This window comes from Burkholderia alba (genome assembly GCF_034721475.1).
Lineage (GTDB): Bacteria > Pseudomonadota > Gammaproteobacteria > Burkholderiales > Burkholderiaceae > Burkholderia > Burkholderia alba.
In genome coordinates this window covers 191,176-211,715 of sequence record NZ_JAWJWL010000005.1, presented here as the reverse complement: position 1 = coordinate 211,715, position 20,540 = coordinate 191,176, and the positions used below count along the sequence as shown (strand labels likewise).

The following is a 20,540-nucleotide window of genomic DNA, read 5'->3' as shown; positions in this document are numbered from 1 at the left end:
GCGGCGCGCATGGCTTCCGTTGCGACCCGCGCGTCGTTGCCCGCCGGGTTGATCCTGCGGGGGCTGTGCGCGGACGATGCCGAATCGCTGCACGCGCTCGCGCTGCGGCCCGAGATCGAGCGCTGGAGCATGGATGCGCCCGGCATGACGCTCGATGCGCGGCGCGCACGGCTCGAATCGCTGGCGATGAATCAGCACGCGATCGGCGCGTGGGCCGGCGCGACGCTGGTCGGCTGGACCGAACTGACGCAGGGCAAATACCGGCGCGCGCATGCGGCGGTGCTCGCGCTCACCGTGCATGACGCGTGGCGGCGGCGCGGCATCGGCCGCGCGCTGATGCGGGAAACACTCGATCTCGCGGACAACTGGCTCGGCCTGCGGCGGATCGAAGTGAACGTGTATGCCGACGATCGGCCGGGGCTCGCGTTCCATCGCGGGTTCGGTTTCGACGTGGAAGCACTGAAGCGCGGCATCGCGTTGCGCGACGGCGTGCTTGCCGACGCCTGTCTGATGGCGCGGCTGAAGGATCCCATGCCCCTCGCGGCGGATTAGAAAAAAGATGACGACGGACGACAATAACGACGCTTCGAACCACGAGCGCACGACACCGGGCCGCGGCGTGACGATCCGCGCCACCGAACTGTCCGATGCGCAGGCGATCGCGGATCTGCGCCACCAGCCGCTGGTGGTGCGGTATTCGCTCGCGCTGCCGCACCGTTCGCGCGAAACGGTCGAAGCCTGGCTTGCACGATGCGCGAGCCGCCGCAACGGCAGCCTCGACCTGTGCGCGCTGGTCGACGGCCGGGTGGTCGGGCACGGCGGGATCGAGGTCGGCGCGCCGCGCCGCGCGCACGGCGCGTCGCTCGGCATCAACGTGCACGACGCGTACAGCGGGCGCGGCGTCGGCACCGCGCTGATGGCGGCGCTCGTCGGCCGCGCGGATCGCGCGCTCGGACTGCGCCGGATCGAATTGACGGTGTTCGCCGACAACGCGCGGGCGATCGCGCTGTATCGCCGCTTCGGCTTCGCCGAGGAAGGGCGCTCGCGCGGCTATGCGAGCCGCGACGGCGCATTGATGGACGTGCTGCACATGGCGCGGCTCGCCGACGCCCCCGCGTTCGCGGCACAGGCAGACTGACGGGACGCAACGATGCCATCCTTTTTCATCGACCGGCCGGTGTTCGCGTGGATCGTCGCGATCGCGGTCGTCATCGCGGGCGTGCTGGCCATCCCGCAACTGCCGGTCGCGCAGTATCCGCGCCTCGCGCCGCCGCGCGTCGTGATCGCCACGAACTATCCGGGCGCGTCGACCGAAACCGTCGACGGCAGCGTCGGCAGCATCATCGAGGAGAGTCTCGACGGTGCCGACGGGATGCTCTATTACGAAACCAGCAGCGACGGTCACGGCGGGCTCGAGATCGACGTGACGTTCGCGCCCGGCACCAATCCGGACATCGCGATGGTCGACGTGCAGAACCGCCTGAAGCAGGTCGAGCCGCGTCTGCCGCAGCAGGTCGTGCAGCAGGGCATCGGCGTGTTCAAGGCGGCGAATACGTTCCTGATGCTGGTGACGCTCACGTCCACCGACGGCACGCGCGATTCGGTCCAGCTGAGCGACTACCTGAGCCGCTACGTGCTGCGCGAACTGAAGCGCGCGCCGGGCGTCGGCTCCGCGCAGCTGTGGGACGCCGACCAGGCGCTGCGGATCTGGATCGATCCCGCGAAGCTGCGCGAATACGATCTCGGCGCGGATGACGTGATCGCCGCCGTGTCCGCGCAGAACGCGGCCGTGACGGCCGGCGCGATCGGCGATGCGCCGTTTGCGCTGGGCCAGCAGCTGACCGCGTCGGTGATCGTGAAAGGGCAGCTCGTGTCGCCGGCCGAGTTCGGCCGGATCGTGCTGAAGTCGAAGCCGGACGGCTCGTCGGTGCGGCTGAGCGATGTCGCGCGCGTCGAGCTGGGCCGCGACGATTATTCGTTCTGGTCGCGGCTGAACGGCCGGCCCGCCGCGACGGTCGGCATCCAGCTCGGCCCGCGCGGCAATGCGCTCGAAACCTCGAACGCGATTCGCGCGCGGCTCGCCGAGCTGTCGAAGCGGCTGCCGTCCGGCGTCGCGGTCGAGATTCCGTTCGACGGCGCGCATTTCGTGCGCATCGCGATCCAGGAGGTCGTGCTGACGCTGCTTGAAGCGGTCGTGCTGGTGTTCTGCGTGATGTGGCTGTTCCTGCGCGACCTGCGCTACACGCTCGTGCCCACCGTCGTGATTCCCGTCACGCTGATGGGCGCATTCCTCGCGATGTGGATGTTCGGGCTGTCGATCAACGTGTTCACGATGTTCGGGCTGGTGCTGGCGATCGGCATCCTGGTGGACGACGCGATCGTCGTGGTCGAGAGCGTGCACCGCGTGATGGAGGAGGAAGGACTGGCGCCGCGCGAGGCGACTCGCCGCGCGATGCAGCGAATCGGCGGGGCGATCATCGGCGTGACCGCGGTGCTGACGGCGGTGTTCGTGCCGATGGCGTTTTTCCCGGGCGGCGTCGGCGGGATCTACCGGCAGTTCGCGGTATCGATGATCGCATCGATGCTGGTGTCGTCGTTCATGGCGCTGTCGCTCACGCCCGCGCTGTGCGCGAACCTGTTGAAGCCCGCGGCGGGCCCGGCCGCGCCGGGCGCCGGGCGGCCCGGACGGTTCGGCTGGGGCACCCGCCTCGCGGACCGCTTCGCGGACGGCTTCACGCGCGCGTCGGTCGGCTACCGCTGGCTGACGGCGCGCACGGTGCGGCGGATCGGCCCGGTGGCGGGGATCTACGTCGCGCTGCTCTGCGTGGGCGGGCTGCTGTACTGGGCGATGCCGAGCGGCTTCCTGCCGACCGAGGATCAGGGCCAGATGCAGGTGATGATCCAGCTGCCGGCGGGCGCGACGCAGGAACGCACGATGGCGGTCGTGCATCGCGTCGAGGCGATCCTGAACGAGCAGCAGGGCATCGCGAACGTGACGAGCGTGATCGGCTGGAGCTTTTCGGGCAGCGGACAGAACGTCGCGATGGCGTTCGTCGATCTGAAGGACTGGAGCAAGCGCGGCATCGATGCGATGGCGCTGCGCGACCGGCTCAACGAGCGCTTCGCGGAGATTCTCGACGGCGACGTCACGGCGGCGCTGCCGCCGTCGGTGCCGGGGATCGGTCACTCCGACGGTTTCACGTTCCGGCTCGAGGATCGCGGCGGCGTCGGGCTCGCGGCGCTCAAGGCCGCGCGCGCGCATCTGACCGAACTGGCGAAGGCCGATCCGGTGCTCGCGTCGGTGCACTCGGAGGATCTGCCGGATGCGCCGCGCGTCGTGCTGGAGATCGACCGCGCGAAGGCGTATGCGCTCGGCGTGTCGTTCGACAAGGTCGCGGCGCTGCTGGGCGGCACCTTCGGCTCGAACTACATCGACGATTTCCCGGCGGCGGGCCGGATGCGCCGGGTGATCGTCGAGGCGGACGCGGCCGCGCGGATGACCGATACGCAGCTGATGGCGCTGACGGTGCCGAACAAGACCGGCGACATGGTGCCGCTGTCGGCGATCGCGATCCCGCACTGGAGCATCGGTCCCGTCGCGCTGAGCCGCTACAACGGCTATCCGTCGCTCGACATCAGCGGGCGCGCGTCGAGCGGCCACAGCTCGGGGGCGGCGATGGCCGAGATGGAACGGCTCGCGGCCGGCCTGCCGATCGGCGTGGCGTACGATTGGGTCGACGCGGCGCGAGAGGAAACCGTCGCGGCGCAGCAGACGCCGCTGCTGATCGGGCTGTCGGTGCTGGCCGTGTTCATGGCGCTCGCGGCGCTGTACGAGAGCTGGACGATCCCGCTGTCGGTGCTGGTGATCATCCCGCTCGGCGTGATCGGCGCGATCGCGGCGGCGCTGTTGCGCGGGATGCCGAACGACGTGTACTTCAAGGTGGCGATGATCACGGTGATCGGGTTGTCGGCGAAGAATGCGATCCTGATCGTGCAGTTCGCGCGCGATCTGTACGCGCGCGGCATACCGTTGCAGCGCGCGGTGATCGACGCGGCGGCGGCGCGGTTCCGGCCGATCGTGATGACGTCGATGGCGTTCCTGCTCGGCGTGGTGCCGCTCGTGCTGGCGACGGGCGGCGGCGCGGAGAGCCGCCGGTCGATCGGCACCGGCGCGTTCGGCGGGGTGCTGGCGGCGACGCTGTTCGGGCTGGTGTTCGCGCCGGTGGCGTTCTATGTGGTCGCGTCGCTGCGCGCGGGCCGGATGCGCGGCCCGGCCCGCCGCCGCGAGGCGGAGCGCGACACGGGCCGCGAGGCGCCGGAGCCGAGCGCGGCGGGCGACTGATCGCGCCGTCGCGAGGCGCCGCGCCCGTGCGCGTCGTCCGGTCTCCCGCCATCGATTCGCCGCCGCGCTGCGGCGCCATGTAATTCAACGACAGGAGCTGCCCGATGCGGCGACGCCAATTTCTCACCTCGTTCGGCGCGCTCACCGTTGCGTCGTCGTCCGTTCGCGCGCTGGCGTCGGCGGCGCGCCCGCTGCCGGATCGCGCGAGCGAGCTGCTGCCCGTGCCGGATCCGGCCGACGCGTCGGGGAGCGTTCGGCACTACCTCGCGCGCATCGAGACGATCGATCGCGGCGGGCCGCGGCTGCGCAGCTTCATCGTGTCGAATCCCGAGGCGGCGTCGATCGCGTCGGCGCTCGACGCCGAACGGGCGGCGGGCGGCACGCGCGGGCCGCTGCACGGCGTGACCGTTGCCCTGAAGGACAACATCGCGACGGGCGACGGCATGGCGACGACGGCGGGCTCGCTCGCGCTCGACGGCGTGCGCGCGACGCGCGACGCGTATCTGGTCGGGCGTCTGCGACGCGCCGGCGCGGTGGTGCTCGGCAAGACCAACCTGAGCGAGTGGGCGAACTTCCGCTCGACGCGCTCGACGAGCGGATGGAGCGGCGTCGGCGGCCTGTCGCGCAATCCGTATGCGCTCGACCGGTCCACGAGCGGATCGAGTTCGGGTTCGGCCGCCGCCGTCGCCGCGAACCTGACCGCGATGGCGGTCGGCACGGAGACCGACGGCTCGATCGTGTCGCCCGCATCGATCAACGGCGTCGTCGGCCTCAAGCCGACGGTCGGGCGGATCAGCCGCGACGGCATCGTCCCGATCTCCGCGACCCAGGATACGGCCGGACCGATCGCGCGCACCGTCGCCGAGGCGGCGCTGCTGCTGTCCGTGCTGGCCGGGCGCGACGCAAACGATCCCGCGACGCTGCGCGCGCCCGCGCCCGCCGACTATGTCGCGGCGCTGGACCCGGACGCGCTGCGCGGCGCGCGGATCGGCATCGCGCGCGCGTATTTCACCGGGCACGACGAAGTCGACGCGCAGATCGAGCGCGCGATCGCGGTGATGGCGAAGCGCGGCGCCGTCGTGATCGATCCGGTCGACCTCGGCAAGGTCGATTACCAGGCCGCCGAGGCAGCGGTGCTGCTGCACGAGTTCAAGCACGGGCTGCCGCTGTGGCTGAACGCGTTCGCGCCGCATGCGCCGGTGCATTCGGTCGCCGACGTGATCGCCTTCAACGAAGCGCAGCGCGAGCGCGAGATGCCGTACTTCGGGCAGGAACTGCTGGTGCAGGCGCAGGCGGTGGGCGGGCTCGACAGCGCGGCCTACCGGAACGCGCTGAACGCGTGCCGCCGGCGCGCCCGCGACGAAGGGCTCGCGCGCGTGCTGCGCCGGCATCGGCTCGACGCGCTCGTCGCGCCGACGGGCGGCACCGCGTGGCTGATCGATCTCGTCAACGGCGACAGTTCGGGCGACGGCTTCTCGACCCCGGCGGCGGTCGCGGGCTACCCGCACCTGACCGTGCCGGCCGGGCTCGTGCGCGGGCTGCCGGTGGGCGTGTCGTTCGTCGGCGCGCCGTGGAGCGAGGCGCGCCTGCTCGCGCTCGGCTATGCGTTCGAGCAGGCGACGCAGTGGCGCGGCGAGCCGCGCTTCGTCGAGCGCTCGAACATCCCGCCGCTCGGCACGGCGGCATGAGCGCGCGGCGTGACGCCGCCTTCATAAACATCGCAGAATTAATTGGTTTCCCATCCGCGCGCCGGTCCGTATCGTTCAGCCGGTTTGCAGAAGAATTCAACGAATGGGAAATCACATCATGAAGCACACGAAGCGTCTCGCCCTGCTCGCGCTGCCCGCCGGCGCCCTGCTCGCCACCGGCGCGCACGCGCAAAGCAGCGTCACCCTGTACGGCATCGTCGATGCGGGCATCGCCTATGTGCACAACGTGCAGGACACGGCCGGCGCGAACCAGTCGTCGCTCGTCAAATTCAGCAGCGGCAACCTGTCGGGCAGCCGCTGGGGCCTGAAGGGCACCGAGGATCTGGGCGGCGGCCTCGCGGCGCTGTTCCAGCTGGAGAACGGTTTCAACGTCGGCACCGGCGTGGCCGGCCAGGGCCAGCGCGAGTTCGGCCGCAAGGCCGTGGTCGGGCTGTCGAGCCAGGCCTGGGGCGCGGTCACGCTCGGCCGCCAGTACGATCCGATCGTCGACCTGGTGCAGGGGCTGACCGCCGACAACAACTACGGCGGCGTGTTCGCGACGCCGGGCGACCTCGACAACTACGACAACAGCCTGCGGGTCAGCAACTCGATCAAGTATGTGAGCCCCTTGATCGCCGGGTTCCAGGCCGAGGCGCTGTACGGCTTCGGCGGCGTGGCGGGCGCGAACGGCAGCGGCCGCACCTACAGCTTCGCGGCGAGCTATGCGGCCGGTCCGCTGTCGCTCGGCGCGGGCTACTTCTACGCGAACGGCGGCAACGCGGTGACGAACGGCGTGCGCACCTGGACCAGCAGTTCGGACACGCTGTTCAACACGGTCATCAACCAGGGCTTCTCGAGCGCGAAATCGATCCAGATCGTGCGCGCCGCCGGCCAGTACGTGCTCGGCGCGGCCACCTTCGGTATCGCGTATTCGAACACGCAGTACGGCGCCGATACGCTGTCCGCGTTCACCCAGACCGCGAAATTCAACAACGGCTCGGCGTTCGTCGACTACCAGTTCACGACGGCGCTGCGCGCCGGGGTCGGCTACAACTACACGTCGCTGACGGGGTCGACGTCCGCGCATTACAACCAGGTGAACCTGGGCGCCGACTACGCGCTGTCGAAGCGTACCGACCTGTATGCGCTGTTCGGCTACCAGAAGGCGAGCGGCCGGACGCTGGGCGCGAACGGCACGGTGGTGAACGCCGCCGCGTCGATCGGCTCGTATGGCGCGAATTCGGGTACGGACACGCAGGAGCTGGCGATCGTCGGTATCCGCCACAAGTTCTGATGTGCTGATGCATCGACCGCGGCGCCGCCGGCGCCGCGATCCGTCCGCCGGGCGGCAGCGCGTTGTGCGCTGCCGCTTGCGCGTGTTGGGTTTATCCGGCGATATTTCTATACTTCAGACGATTTTCGGAAATTTCCCATCTACCCATCGCGACGATAATCCGCGCGGGCCGGACGGCCCGGAACGCGGAACGTCCAATCCTGCCGAGGGATGTCATGAACACTACGATTCGCATCATCACGGCCGCGGCGCTGCTCGCGGCCGCGAGCGCTTGTTTTGCCGCCGACGCGCCGAGCGCGCCCGTGCATCTGCCGCCGGGCATCGCGTGGCAGCAGGGCGACGTGGATGCCGCGTTCGCCCAGGCCAAGCGCGTCAACAAGCCGCTGCTGCTGTATTGGGGCGCGGTGTGGTGTCCGTCGTGCAACCAGGTGAAGGCGACCATCTTCAGCCAGCAGGCATTCAAGGAGCGTTCGTCGTTCTTCGTGCCGGTCTATCTCGACGGCGACAACGAAAGCGCGCAGAAGCTCGGCGAACGCTTCAAGGTGCGCGGCTACCCGACGATGATCCTGTTCCGTCCGGACGGCACCGAAGTGACACGGCTGCCGGGCGAGGTCGATCTCGAACGCTACATGCAGGCGCTGTCGCTCGGCATGAACGCGGCGCACCCGGTCCGGCAGACGGTCGCGAGCGCGCTGAAGGACGGCGCGAAGCTGAAGCCGGAGGAATGGCGGATGCTGGCCGATTACTCGTGGGACACCGACGGTGACCTGCCGGTACCGAACGATCGCGTCGCGCAAACGCTGCAGACGCTCGCGAAACATGCGAGGGCCGATCATGCGCCGGCCGATGCGCTGCGGCTCGAACTGAAGGCGGCCGTGTCGGCGGCGGGGGGCGATCCCGCGCAGCAGGGGGCGATCGACAAGGCGGCGGGCCTTGCCGCGTTGCAGGAAGTATTGCGCGATCCGGCATTGAGCCGCAGCGATTTCGACGTGCTGGTGGCGGCGCCCGGCGATCTGGTCGGCTACCTGGCGGGCCAGGATGCGGCGGTGCGTGCACGCCTGAGCAAGCCCTACGATGCCGCGCTCACGCGCCTGAGCACCGATCGCTCGCTGTCGTCGATCGATAGGCTGCTGGCGCTGGACGGGCGCGTGTCGCTCGCGCGCCTCGACGCGCCGAAGGGGGCGCCGCTCGCGAAGCCGCTGCTCGACACGGTGCGCGAGCAGGTTGCGGCGGCCGACAAGGCGACGACCAACGTCTACGAGCGGCAGGCGGTGATCAGCACGAGCGCCGATACGCTGACCGACGCGGGGCTGCTCGATGCATCGGACACGCTGCTGAAGGCGGAGCTGCCGCGCTCGGCCACCCCGTACTACTTCATGTCGGGACTGGCGGCGAACGCGAAGGCGCGCGGCGACAAGACCGCCGCGCTCGACTGGTACCGGAAGGCGTACGACGCGGCGAGCGGCCCGGCGACCAAGCTGCGCTGGGGCGCGAAGTACTTCTCGAACGCGGTGGAGCTGGCGCCGGAGGACACCGCGCGGATCCAGGGCATCGCGGACAGCCTGCTCACGCAGGTCGGCCAGACGCGCAACGCGTTTTACGGCGCGAACCGGCGCGCGCTGACGACGGTGGTGACGCAGCTCGTGCGCTGGAACAAGAGCGGCGCGCACGACGCGACGGTCAAGTCGGTGGTGAAGCAGTTCGAAGGCGTGTGCGGCAAGCTGCCGGCGGGCGATCCGCAGGCCGGCACGTGCGGCAGCCTGATTCAGCCGGCGAAGGCGTAACGCGGTGCCCGGCGCCGCTTCGCGCGAAGCGGCGCCGGGCATGCTATTTGGCGCGCGCGCGGATCAGGCGTACGCCCCAGCCGGTTTGCAGGCGGCCGTCGCGCAGCAGCGGCGTCAGCGCCGCGACCAGCTGCGTGCGCAACCGCTCGCGCGGCGCGGCGGGCAGGCGGTCGATATCGTAGGTTTCCAGCAGCGAGTCCCACAGCGCATCCGGCGTCGGCGTCCAGGCGATGTCGAAATCCTCGAAGCGGATGTCGTCGAAGTGCGCTTCCAGCAGGCCGACCCAGCCTTCCGGCGTGTCGGCGCGGGCATCGCCGAACGGCAGCGGCGGCAATGCTTCGCGCGCGATCGGCATGAACACGTCCATGAATATCCGATCGGCGTCGCCGAGCAGGAACGCGCGCCCGACGATCGCGGCGAACGTGCCGCCCGGCTTCAGCACGCGCCGGATCTCGCCGATCACGGCGTCGATGTCCTCCATCAGCATCAGCGCCATGTGCGCCAGCACGGCGTCGATCGTGCCCGTGCCGATCGACAGCTGCTGCGCGCGTTCGCGCAGTAGCGTCACGTGCGCGGGCAGCACGGCCCGCGCGGCGTCGAGTTCGCCTTCGCTCATGTCGACGCCGATCAGCCGCAGCGACGGATCGCGCACGGCCAGCCGCTCCAGCAGCGGGCCGTCGCCGCAGGCGAGGTCGAGCACCGTGCGCGCGCCGGACGCGCGGGGCACGACGGCCGCGAGCGCGTCGTAGGACGACGCGTAGTCGGCGGTGGCGGACCGCGCGCGGAGATGCGCGAACGCGCGGCGGGTCGCGCCGGCCGCGCGCGCATGAAAATCCTGGAGATACAGCTCGGACGGATACGTGGTCATCGGACACCCGGGACAGGGAGGAGGGCGCGCATGCGGGACGCGCGCCACGGGGCGGGCGCGCCTCCGGCATCGTACACGCGGGGCCTCGCGTGCGCATCGCGAATGCGGAGGATGCCGTCCGGCGTGGGCGCGCCGCTGCTGGACGGGGCGCCTGCTTTCGCGGCCGCGCCCCCCGGCTTTGGTACGATTCACGCTTTCCCACCCGACCGATGCCTTGCGTGAAGCGCCGATTCGTATCGTTAGTCCGTGAGCGTTGCGCGCAGTGGCGCGCGTCCGTGCAACCCGTCGCCGCCGCGACGCTCGCCCGCGCGCGTCCGGTCGCCTGCCGCATGGCGGCCGCCGGCCGGGCCGCGCTGGCCGCCGGGTATGCGCGCCTGCGCCACCCGACCCGGCGCGGCGTGGCGTTGGCCGTGGCCGCGCTTCCGGCGCTGTTCCTGCTGTACGTGCTGGCGCTGATTCCGTTTACGCCGGGCATCGGCGACATCCGCAAGGCTCGCGTCGACGCGCCCGCGCAGATCCTCTCCGCCGACGGCAAGCTGCTCGCCGAATTCAAGCCGGCGAACCGCGAATGGGTGGCGCTCGCCGACATCTCGCCGCACATGGTCGATGCGCTGATCGCCACCGAGGATCATCGCTTCTACGAACACCACGGTCTCGACTGGCGGCGCACGGCGGGGGCGGCGCTGCACACGTTTTCCGGTAGCCGCCAGGGCGGCTCGACGATCACCCAGCAGCTCGCCCGCAATCTGTATCCGGACGAGATCGGCCGCGCGCCGACGCTCACCCGCAAGCTGAAGGAAGCGATCACCGCGCTCAAGATCGAGGCGGTCTACAGCAAGCCGCAGATCCTCGAAACCTATCTGAACACGGTGCCGTTCCTGTACAACGCGTACGGCGTCGAGATGGCGGCGCGCACCTACTTCGACAAGTCGGCCGACCAGCTCGACGTGCTCGACAGCGCGACGCTCGTGGGGATGCTGAAAGGCAACAGCTACTACAACCCGGTGCTGAATCCGGAGCGCGCGCTGCAGCGGCGCAACATCGTGCTCGGGCAGATGGCGAAGTACGGCAAGCTGTCGACGGCCGCGTACGCGTCGCTGCAGAAGAAGCCGCTGCGGATCGACTTCGAGCGGCAGACCGAGCCGCCCGGACCCGCGCCGCATTTCGCGCAGCAGCTGCGCAAGTGGCTGATCGCGTGGGCGGACCGCAACGACTACAACATCTATTCCGACGGGCTCGTCGTGCGCACGACGATCGATTCGCGGCTGCAGACGATGGCGACCCTGGCGCTCACCCAGCACGCGAACCAGCTGCAATCGATCGCGAACGGCGCCTGGAACGCGGGCAGCGGCTGTGCGCCGGGCAATCCGCTGTTCAAGACCTTCATCCGCGAAACGCCCGAATACCGCGCGGCGCGCGACGGCGGGCAGACCGACGGCGATGCGCTCAAGCACCTCGGCGCGGACCGCGCGTTCGCGCGCGCGCTGTGCAAGGCCAAGGCCGACGTGCAGGCGGGCTTCATCGCGATCGAGCCGGGCACCGGCCGGATCAGGGCGTGGGTCGGCAGCCGCGATTTCGCCAGCGAGCCGTTCGATCACGTGCAGCAGGCGCGGCGGCAGCCCGGCTCGACGTTCAAGCCGTTCGTCTACGGCGCGGCGTTCGCGGCCGGCGCGAAGCCGGACGATACCTTTGTGGACCAGCCGGTCGAGATTCCGCTGCCGGGCGGCGAGATCTGGCGGCCGACCGACGATGTCGCGCCCAGCGGCCGTCCGATGACGCTGCGCGACGCGCTTGCGTATTCGCGCAACCGGATTACCGCGCAGGTGATGCAGTCGGTCGGCCCGGCGAAGGTGGCGCGGCTCGCGCGGGCGATGGGCGTGCGCGACAGCGAGCTGGACGTGGTGCCGTCGCTCGCGCTGGGCACGAGCCCGGTCACGCTGAAGGAGATGGTGTCGGCGTACGGCACGATCGCGAACCTCGGGGAGTATGTCGAGCCGCGCATGGTGACGCGCATCGAGGACCGCGGCGGCGACGTGCTCGCCGAATTCGATTCCGCGGCGCCGGAGCGCGCGCTGAACGACACGGCGGCGCGCACGCTGCTCGACGTGATGCGCGACGTGGTCAATCGGGGGACCGGCGCGAGCATCCGTTCGCGCTTCGGCATCCGCGCGGATGTCGCGGGCAAGACGGGCACGACGCAGGACAATGCCGACGGCTGGTTCATCCTGATGCAGCCGCAGCTGGTGGCGGGCGCCTGGGTCGGCTTCGACGACGGCCGCGTGACGCTCGGCAGCGACTACTGGGGGCAGGGCGCGCGCAGCGCGCTGCCGATCGTCGGCGATTTCTATCAGCGCGCGTTCCGGGCGCGGCTCATCGATGCGCGCGAACGCTTCGCGACCGACGTGCCGCCGAGCACGTTCGAGATTTTCCGCGAGAAGCTGCAAGCCTGGTATCGGTATCTGTTCGGAACGGCGGAGAAAGCGCCGGCGCCGAAGGCGACGCGCGCGCCGCAGCGGGCGCTGCCGGTGTCCGAGGCGCAGCCGGCTTCGGCGGGCGTGGCGTCGGTTGCATCGGCTGCATCGGCCGCTTCCGCGGCGCTCGCCGACGTGGGGGCCGGGGCGGCGAGCTTGCCGCTCGCGGCTTCGGCTTCGGCACCGTCGGGCGAAGGGTCTCACGGTGCGCCGGGCAACCCGTTCCCGCTGGAGAATCCCGCGTCCTCGCCGACGCCTACGCCGGATGTGCCGGCGGCGACAGCGCCGGGTAACTGACGTCGCGGCGGTGCGCACATGCATCGCTCGCGGCGGTTCGCCGCCTCGCCCGACAGGTATCGGGCCGGCCGTCATCGGTTGGCGCCGGCATGCCTTTAGGCGAAGTGCGCCGCGAACCGGGGTGAATGAGGTCGACCATTCCGGGCTGCATCGGAGATGCGGAGGCAATGTGCGGCATTCAGCGAGAGCGTGGACCCCTCATGCGTGGCGACGGGGCGGCGCCTGACGAGAGCGTATCCCGGGCTTCGGGCGACCGACCTTGCTGCCGCCGGCCCGGCGCCCGCCGGGCCGGCACGCCGCGATACCTCAGCACATGATCACGTTCGCCAGCTGAAACTGATACGACACCGCCGCCGTCCCCCCGCCGCCGCCCGACATCACGATGTCGGCGCTCGCGACGCCGAGCAGCGACAGCTCGGTATTGATGTCGGAGATCACCGCCGAATTCAGCGTCGCGCCTTCCTCGATCTGCGACGCGGTGCCGATCCACAGCGTCGGCTTGAATTCGAACACCGCCTTCTGGCCCGGCACGACACCCGTCTTGCGCGCGAGCAGCCGGCCGTCCTTGAAGGCGGACACCGCGATCGCGCCCTTGCGCAAGTCGTTGCGCAGCTGAATCTCGCGCGAACTGGACGACGCGCCCGCGAGCGCCAGCACGTTGCCCGACGCCGCGCGCACCACGCTGAACATCTGGCCGTTCTGCGCCGGCCGCTGCGGCATGTAGTTGCCGTCCGCGTCGCTCGCGGTCACCGTCGTTCGGATCGGAAACACGAACGGGTGATTGTCGCCGCGCCCGCAGTTCGTGATGACCTTCCACGCGATCGCCAGCTCGCTGAAATCCGTCGCGACGTTCTTCTGGAAAATCACGATCTGGCTGTTGTTGACGTCGTTCGAGCGGTTGATGAAATTGAGTTTGATATCCATGATTGATCCTTGTCGATCTCAGGGAGACGGCGGCGAACCCGCCGCCGCCGTCCGCGCGGCCTTCACGCCATCACGACGTTCTCGAGGCGGAACGTGAACGGCAGTGAACGCGGGCCCGGACCGCCGCCCGTCATCACGATGTCGGCGCTCGCGAGGCCGAGCAGCGACAGTTCCGTGTTGATGTCCGAGATCACCGCCGAATTCAGCAGCGCGCCCTGCTCGATCTGCGACGCCACGCCGATCCACAGGGTCGGCTTGAACTGGAACACCGCCTTCTGACCCGGCGCGATCGACGTCTTGGTCGCGAGCGGGCTGCCGTCCTTGTAGATGGTCGCGTTCGCGGCGCCGTTCGGCAGGTCGTTGCGCACCTGCACTTCCGAGCTGTTGCCCGGGTCCGTCGCGAGCGTCAGCACGTCGCCCGACGTCGAGCGCACGACCTGGAACACCTGGCCGTTGGTCGCGACCTGCTGCGGCATGTAGTTGCCGTAGCTGTCGCTCGCGCTGACGCTCATCGTCATCGGGAACTTGAACGGATGGTTGTCGCCCTGTCCGCAGTTACGGATCACCTTCCAGGCGATCGCGAGTTCGTCGAAATCCGTCGCGACGTTTTTCTGGAAGATCACGATGCTGGAGTTGTTCGCATCGTTCGAGCGGTTGACGAAATTAAGCTGGATGTCCACTTGCATGCTCCTTGGGTTGAAAGACGGCAATCGGTTTGCCGCGCACCTTGTCGCCGGCCGCCCCGAGAGGCGGTCGTCACACGAAAAGAAGAAGGACCCGCGCGCCCGCGCTAGCCGCGCACGACGTTTTCCAGCACGAAATCGAACGGCTGCGCGTCCGCGCCGCTGCCGCCGCCCGTCATCACGATGTCGGCGCGCATGACGCCCGCGAGCGGCAGCATCGTGTTCGCGCTCGAGAGCACGCCTGCGCTCAGCGCGGCGCTCTCCTGCAGCTGCGACGCGACGCCGATCCACAGCGCGGGCGTGAAGCGGAACACGGCCTTCTGTCCGGGCGCGACCGCCGATTTCGCGGCGATCAGGCGGCCCGCGCTGTACGCATTGACGTTGAGCGCGCCGCGCGCCATCTGGTTGACGACCTCGATCTCGCCGGTGACGGCGCAGAGCGACCGATCGGGCGTCAGCCGGCCGCGCCCGGTCGGCTGCGCGCCGATCACGAAGCGCCCCGTGTCGCGGACTGCCAGGCGCGGCGAATAATTGCCGTGCTCGTCGCCGAGCGCCAGCTCGATCGCGGTCGAATAGACGAACGGATGAAGGCAGTCGCGTCCGCAGAAGCGGATCACCTTCCAGGCGACGGCCAGCTCGTCGAAATCGGGGATCACGTTGCGCTGGAACAGCACGACCTCGCTGTTGCCCCGGTCGTTCGACCGGTTGATGAAACGGAGCGGGATGTTCATGGGGTCTGCTCCGTCGTGGGGGCGTCGTCGTCGAGATGCCGTTCCGCCCACTGGGCCAGCGCCGGCGGCACGCCGCCCGCGAGCGACGCGGCATGCAGCGCATGCGCGCGGGCCTGGTTGCCCAGGTCGGTCGCGAACCGGCCGAGCGCCATCGCCGCGTCCGCCGCGTTGCGGCTTCGGCCGAGGTCGCCGAGATACTGCGCGGCGGCGTCGGCCAGCACGCCGGCGTGCTGGACATGACCCTGAGCCGCGCGCGTCGCCAGATCGGCGTTCAACGCCGCCAGCTCTTTCAGCGCGGCGGCCGTATTCGTCAGCCCGAGGCGGTCGCGCTGGTCGCGCCAATCCGCATCGAGCGCGCATCGATAGGCGCTCAGGTACTGCTGGCCGCCTTGCAGCGAGGTGCGCAGCCATGCACGCCACGCGCCGGCGTCGATGGCGGCGCCCGCGACGCCGGACGGATGGGCCGACTGCGCGATCGTCTTGCCGAGCCGCTGGAACGCCGCGAGGTTGGCGCTTTCCCACTGCGCGATGAAGGTCGAAAACATGATGGCTCCTGGTTCGGTTCGGCTTCGGGGAGGGACGAGGCGCCCGTTCACGGACGGGCTTCGCCGAGGCGGCGGATCATCGCCATCACGGCGCGCATCTGCGGCGCTTCGCGGGTGGAGAAATTCGGGTGGTCGGGATCGGGGCTCGAGTAGCCCCAGAAATCCCAGCAACCGAGCGGATTGACCGACGATTTCTCGACCTGCGGATACAGGACGACGATCCGGTTGGTGTCGGCCAGCGCGTTGTAGCCGCCGTCGCGCACGAAGCGCTGGCCGATCGACGCGACGCTTTGCGCGCAGCCGTGGAACGCCACGTGCACCGCGCATGCCGCCCGGTCGCAGTCGGCGGGCACGTACGCATAGCCGGTGGCGGCGAGCGACGCCTGCCGCGCCGGATCGAACGCGCGCTGGTCGAACGCGAGCAACTGGCCGCCGGCTTGTCCGGCGGGCGGATTCAGCGGCGCGCCGGGCTTCGCGTAGATCCAGCGCAGGATGTCCTGCGCGAGATCGAAACCGCAGTGGTTGATGTACGGGCTCCGGTTCGCGTCGCAGGCGGCGTCGCCGGGGTTGCCGGTGATCAGCGCGTGGCCCGCGTCGGGATCGCGCCGGTAGCGGAGGTTCCGCTCCGGCACGCCCGCCAGCTGATAGAAGCGGGCCGCCTGGTCGACCACGCGCGTCGCGACGACCGTGTCTTTCGCACCACTGAACAAGTAGATGCGCTGTTTGCGCAGGCCGGCCGGATCGTCGATCTCCCGGGCCTTCGCGAAACGCTGCGCGTCGCGCCACGCATGGGCCGCCGACGGGGCTTCGCCGAGCGGCCGCATGCACAGCGTCATCGCCGCGGTGGCCGGGTCGACGAGCGCCGATTCGCCCGCGCAGTGAAACGCGCCGCCCGCGATGATGCCCGCGCCGATCAGGCGGCTCGACCAGGCGACGTCGAACTGCGCGGCCATGAATGCTCCCGACGACAGTCCCGACACCGACACCTGCCGCAGGTCGGCGCCCAGCGCGGGCAGCGGTGCGGGATCGGCGGCGTGCGCGATGCCCGCCGAGGCGGCGCACGCGGCCAGCACGAGCCGGCGCGCGAGCATCGGCAGGCGGCGGACGCGGCCCGGAACGGTCCGCATCGGGCGAAGTGAGGAGGGCGAACGAATGGCGGCTGCGGCGGTCATGCTGTGGCTCCTTGAGTCGGATGAAAGAGGGGGTGCTGGAATCGGTGTCGCCTTGTCGCGTTGCCCTTGCAGCGTAGGCGGACCGCGCACGCGCTTGAATAGGGTGGAAGGCCGGTACGGCGGCCCGTGACCGACGACAGGGCGCGCGGTCCCGGCCGGCCGTGTCTATTGGCTGCCGCGCGCGGTGCAGGCCGATACCGGGATCGACACGGCGCGATCGGCGGTGGTCACGGCGAGCGGCCGGTTGGTCCGCGTGTAGCGCAGCCGGTGAATGCCGCGCGGCCCGTAGCCGCTGTCGATGTCGGCGAGCAGGTCGGGGCCGTCCGGCAGGTTGGCGAGGCTGTGCCCGCTCAGCATCGCCGGGCGGCGCTGCGGATCGTCCCAGCTCGCGTGGTCCGCCGACAGATAGAAGGTCGGCAGCGTCCCGGTCGCGTACAGGCTGGCCAGCGTTCGCGCGAGCCGCTCGGCGCAGCGCGCGCACAGTCCGGGCACGCGTGCGCGCTGCAACGCGGCGTCGATGGCGGCGGCTTCCGCCTCGCAGGTAGGCGGCGCGCCGGACGGCTGGGCGCGGGCCGGCGCGGGACCGAGCAGCGCGAGCGCGGCGGCGAGCGCGGCGACATGCGCGCGGGCGGGGATTTGACGGCCCGGGCGGCGGTGGGGCTTCGGATGCATGGCGGACTCTCCGGTCGGGACTACGACAGAAACAGCTGGCGTTCGGCCTGGCGGCGGCGCGTGAGGCCGGCGAGCGGCTTGCCGCCCGCCTTGTTCCAGACGAGGAATTGATCGGCGGCGCGCGCGGCGGCGCCCGCGTTCAGGTAGCGGGCGAGCGTCGACGAACGCAGGCGTCCGGCGCCGAGATTGAAGGCGAACGAAATCAGCGCGTCGAACTGCTGCTGGGTGATCGCGACGCGCACCAGTTGGCGCACCGCCTGCTCGGCGCTGCGCAAGTCCTGGCGCAGCAGCGCCTCCGCCTGCGACGCGCTGATCGGGCGGTCGAAACGCTCGTGCGGCAGGATCAGGTGGCCGTAGCCGATCGTCGGCTTGCCGACGGCGTCGAGGTAACGGGTGAGACGCAGGCCCTCGAACTGTTTGATCAGGTCGATACCCTGCGTACCGGTGCGCTCGGGATGGTCAGGCATGGGATGACTCCTCGTCGCCGTGCCGTGCGCGCGGCACGAGGCGGTGCGTGTATTCGTCGATCACGCGCATGATCGCTTCGGGCGGCGGGAGCGCCGCGAACTGCATCTCGATGTCGATGTGCTGGCTGTCGCGCTGGCCGCCGCCGCGCGCCGACGGCGGCGCGAGCGTCACGTAGAAGCGGCCGCGCTGGTCGCCGCCCGCGAAGCCGCCCGCCGGCAGCGCTTCGGTGAAATCGCCGCGCACGGTCAGATGCACGACCATCCGGTCGAGCGCGAGCCCGCGCGGCGTCGCGAGCGCGACGAGCGGTACCGGCATCGTGTGCTCCGCGTCGAGCGCGACGTCGACCGAGCGGGGCGTCAGCAGGCCGTCGTCGCCCTGGTCGAAGAATTGGTCGAGCAGCGCCGTGTACTGATGCGCGAGCAACTGGTTCGCGGCGGCCGCGGCGTGCTGCATGCCGCGGGCGATTTCGTCGAGCGCGATGCCGCGCGGCGGCGGACGATCGGCGCCGGACGACGGCGGACCGGCGGGCGGCGGCGCGCCGGCCGGCGGATCGCCCGCTCCGTCCGCCAGGTCCGGGGACGCCGGCGCGGCGGCCGCCGCCTGCGCGTCGCCGGATGCGTCCGGCGTTGCCGTGCCGGATGCATCGAGCACGGGTTCCGCCGGCGCGTTCGCTGCCGGGCCGCCGGGCGGCGCCGCCTTCGAGGCGCGCCGCCGCTTCAGGAAATTGAACATGGTGGGTGTCCGCCGTCGCGGGGCGCCGCGCTTACTGATGGGCCGGCTGCTGCGCGTTCGCGGGCGCATTCCCCGCACCCGCGCTCTCGCCGATCAGCTTGCCGTCGGTCGGCGTGGCCGGCAGCGGCTTGACGTTCTTCGCGTTCGCGTCGGTGACGACCGGCTTGGTGGCGGCTTCGGTCAGAAAGTCGATCACCCGCATCAGCGCTTCCGGCGGCGGCTGCCGCTTGACCTGCGTGTGGATCGAGTATTTCGCCCGCGTATCGGTGCTGCGGGTCTGCTCCGACTTGTGCGACACGCGGCCCGACAGGCTGACGCTGACCGGCCCCCAGCCGAACTTCGCCTGGAATTCGCCGCTCGCCTCCGTCGACGACGACGATTTTTCCGATTGCGTGATCTCCATCTCGAAGTCGATCGTGCCTTCCTCGATCGCGATGATGGGGTGGACGATCGCGGCCAGCAGCGGGATGCGCATGGTCTTTTGCACGACGCCCTTGGAGGTGCCGCTTTCGTCCACCAGCGTCTCGTCGTAATCGAATTGGACGGCTACCGCCTTGCCGTCCTGAATACAGACTTGCATCAGAAAGTCGGCGTAGCTTTTCGCGGCCTGCGTCTGTGCGCTAATCATGGCTTTCAATGGACCTGCGATCATTTGATCCATTGGTAAAGCGTTAATGACGGAACCGATAAAACTGGCGTCCATAACTGCCTCCGGGTTGTAAGTCGCGCAGCGCGTATGCGTTGCTGCCATTCAAATTACATAAACGGAGAAAGCATGCGTATGGCCCATCAGTCATGCCTGTCGGCCAGTGATATGGCTCGAAAAATAATGAAATAAATGTACGGGAAAGTGACTTAGACCATTCTTCACGGATCGACATACCTAGTGCGTCGATTTTGAAACAGCGGTAAAAGCGAGACAGGGGACGCAATTCACATCACGCGGCGCGTCTCTTCAACGAGGGGTCAAGCGAAAATGAACGTTTTGATGATCGATAGCACGCCGTTGTTCGTCGCCGGGGTCGCCGATGTCTTATGGAAACGGGATAGAGCTTGCCAGGTCTGGTCGGCCCGGTGCCCGGAGGATGTCGAGCGGATACAGACGAGCCTGCCGCCGGGCGCGGTCGGCGCGGTGGCGCTCGAATGGGACGAGCGCGCCGCCCGGGTCGGCTGGCCGAAGGTGCTGCGGGATGCGTTCGGCACGGTGCCCTGGCTGTTCGTCGTCAGTTCGGTGTGCCGGCAGGCTGTCGCCGATGCGATGCTGGCCGGCGCGGCGGGCATCGTCGAGCGCCACGCCAGCGCGGACGAATTCGCCGACGCGTTGTGCCGCGTCGCCTCCGGCGCGATCTACGTCCCCGCGCATCACGGCCTGGGCCTGCCGGCCGACCCGGCGCTGCCGAACGGCGACCGGGCTTTCGAGCGCCTGACGCCGCGTCAGCGCGAGGTGCTGCGCCTGCTCGCGGAAGGCAAGTCCAACAAGCAGATCTGCCGTGTGCTGAACGTCGCGGAGGGCACCATCAAGAATCATCTGTATGCGCTGTTCCGGCAGATCGGCGTCTGCAATCGCACGGAAGCCGCGCTCTGGCTCGCCCGCCACATGGCGGTCGAGATGGGGCGCGCATCCGCCGTGCCGGCTTACGTCGCCCGCGAATAGACGCGGGCGACGCGGAGCGAGGCAACGGACAGCGCACGCCGGGAGGAGACCGAGGGCGGCGTCAGGGGAGGGCTCGCGCGCCGCGCGCGGCGCGCCGAAGCGGGATCGGGCCATCCGTACGACGTGCTCGCGCTGCTCGGCCGTTCGCATCGATTGTTCATATCGTTCGCGTCGTGCGTGCCGGCCGAGTATTGCGGGTGCCCGATGGCTCGGCG

The 20,540-nt window shown here is 69.9% G+C and carries 18 protein-coding genes; 8 read left to right on the top strand and 10 right to left on the bottom strand.

Annotated elements, in window-relative coordinates:
• The first annotated feature begins 9 nt into the window (after positions 1-9).
• The 6 genes from RZR99_RS07530 (at position 10) to RZR99_RS07505 (ending at position 9,108) form a co-directional block, all read left to right on the top strand.
• Positions 10-552, top strand: coding sequence for a GNAT family N-acetyltransferase (locus RZR99_RS07530; RefSeq protein ID WP_323119120.1), 543 nt, complete (start codon positions 10-12; stop codon positions 550-552).
• A gap of 7 nt (positions 553-559) precedes the next feature.
• On the top strand, positions 560-1,138 hold the full coding sequence (locus RZR99_RS07525) for a GNAT family N-acetyltransferase (RefSeq protein ID WP_323119119.1): 579 nt from the start codon (positions 560-562) through the stop codon (positions 1,136-1,138).
• 12 nt (positions 1,139-1,150) lie between these two features.
• A complete protein-coding gene (locus RZR99_RS07520) occupies positions 1,151-4,342 on the top strand; it encodes a multidrug efflux RND transporter permease subunit (RefSeq protein WP_323119118.1) in 3,192 nt (1,063 codons plus the stop codon).
• Positions 4,343-4,446: 104 nt separating this feature from the next.
• On the top strand, positions 4,447-6,030 hold the full coding sequence (locus RZR99_RS07515; protein WP_323119117.1) for an amidase: 1,584 nt from the start codon (positions 4,447-4,449) through the stop codon (positions 6,028-6,030).
• Between the two features lie 118 nt (positions 6,031-6,148).
• The gene (locus tag RZR99_RS07510; RefSeq protein ID WP_323119116.1) at positions 6,149-7,324 is read left to right on the top strand and encodes a porin; all 1,176 of its coding nucleotides are present in this window, start codon (positions 6,149-6,151) and stop codon (positions 7,322-7,324) included.
• A gap of 215 nt (positions 7,325-7,539) precedes the next feature.
• Entirely contained in the window at positions 7,540-9,108 is a 1,569-nt protein-coding gene (locus RZR99_RS07505) for a thioredoxin family protein (protein WP_323119115.1), read from the top strand.
• A 43-nt stretch (positions 9,109-9,151) separates the two neighbouring features.
• Here the strand turns inward: RZR99_RS07505 and RZR99_RS07500 are convergent, their stop codons facing one another.
• Positions 9,152-9,976 carry a class I SAM-dependent methyltransferase gene (locus RZR99_RS07500; RefSeq protein WP_323119114.1) on the bottom strand — a complete coding sequence of 275 codons (825 nt, stop codon included), beginning with the start codon at positions 9,974-9,976 and terminating at the stop codon, positions 9,152-9,154.
• 218 nt (positions 9,977-10,194) lie between these two features.
• Between RZR99_RS07500 and RZR99_RS07495 the strand changes: the two genes are divergently transcribed.
• Positions 10,195-12,744, top strand: coding sequence for a penicillin-binding protein 1A (locus RZR99_RS07495; RefSeq protein WP_323119113.1), 2,550 nt, complete (start codon positions 10,195-10,197; stop codon positions 12,742-12,744).
• Positions 12,745-13,050: 306 nt separating this feature from the next.
• On the opposite strand, the gene RZR99_RS07490 is transcribed toward RZR99_RS07495, so the two are convergent.
• From RZR99_RS07490 to RZR99_RS07450, 9 genes are all read right to left on the bottom strand, one after another.
• Positions 13,051-13,668 carry a hypothetical protein gene (locus RZR99_RS07490; protein WP_323119112.1) on the bottom strand — a complete coding sequence of 206 codons (618 nt, stop codon included), beginning with the start codon at positions 13,666-13,668 and terminating at the stop codon, positions 13,051-13,053.
• A gap of 62 nt (positions 13,669-13,730) precedes the next feature.
• Entirely contained in the window at positions 13,731-14,348 is a 618-nt protein-coding gene (locus tag RZR99_RS07485) for a cupredoxin domain-containing protein (RefSeq protein ID WP_323119111.1), read from the bottom strand.
• Between the two features lie 110 nt (positions 14,349-14,458).
• A complete protein-coding gene (locus RZR99_RS07480; protein WP_323119110.1) occupies positions 14,459-15,082 on the bottom strand; it encodes a hypothetical protein in 624 nt (207 codons plus the stop codon).
• A complete protein-coding gene (locus RZR99_RS07475) occupies positions 15,079-15,627 on the bottom strand; it encodes a hypothetical protein (protein ID WP_323119109.1) in 549 nt (182 codons plus the stop codon). The genes RZR99_RS07480 and RZR99_RS07475 overlap by 4 nt, the downstream gene beginning before the upstream one ends.
• Before the next feature lie 47 nt (positions 15,628-15,674).
• Complete coding sequence (locus RZR99_RS07470; protein ID WP_323119108.1) at positions 15,675-16,799, bottom strand: extracellular catalytic domain type 2 short-chain-length polyhydroxyalkanoate depolymerase; 1,125 nt, start codon at positions 16,797-16,799, stop codon at positions 15,675-15,677.
• A gap of 165 nt (positions 16,800-16,964) precedes the next feature.
• Positions 16,965-17,471, bottom strand: a complete 507-nt coding sequence (locus RZR99_RS07465) for a hypothetical protein (RefSeq protein ID WP_323119107.1) — start codon at positions 17,469-17,471, stop codon at positions 16,965-16,967.
• A 20-nt stretch (positions 17,472-17,491) separates the two neighbouring features.
• Positions 17,492-17,938, bottom strand: a complete 447-nt coding sequence (locus tag RZR99_RS07460) for a lysozyme (RefSeq protein WP_323119106.1) — start codon at positions 17,936-17,938, stop codon at positions 17,492-17,494.
• Complete coding sequence (locus tag RZR99_RS07455; protein WP_323119105.1) at positions 17,931-18,671, bottom strand: DUF2589 domain-containing protein; 741 nt, start codon at positions 18,669-18,671, stop codon at positions 17,931-17,933. The genes RZR99_RS07460 and RZR99_RS07455 overlap by 8 nt, the downstream gene beginning before the upstream one ends.
• A gap of 31 nt (positions 18,672-18,702) precedes the next feature.
• The gene (locus tag RZR99_RS07450; protein WP_323119104.1) at positions 18,703-19,374 is read right to left on the bottom strand and encodes a DUF2589 domain-containing protein; all 672 of its coding nucleotides are present in this window, start codon (positions 19,372-19,374) and stop codon (positions 18,703-18,705) included.
• Between the two features lie 273 nt (positions 19,375-19,647).
• On the opposite strand from RZR99_RS07450, the gene RZR99_RS07445 reads away from it, so the two are divergent.
• Complete coding sequence (locus RZR99_RS07445; protein WP_323119103.1) at positions 19,648-20,325, top strand: response regulator transcription factor; 678 nt, start codon at positions 19,648-19,650, stop codon at positions 20,323-20,325.
• The last annotated feature ends 215 nt before the right edge of the window (positions 20,326-20,540 follow it).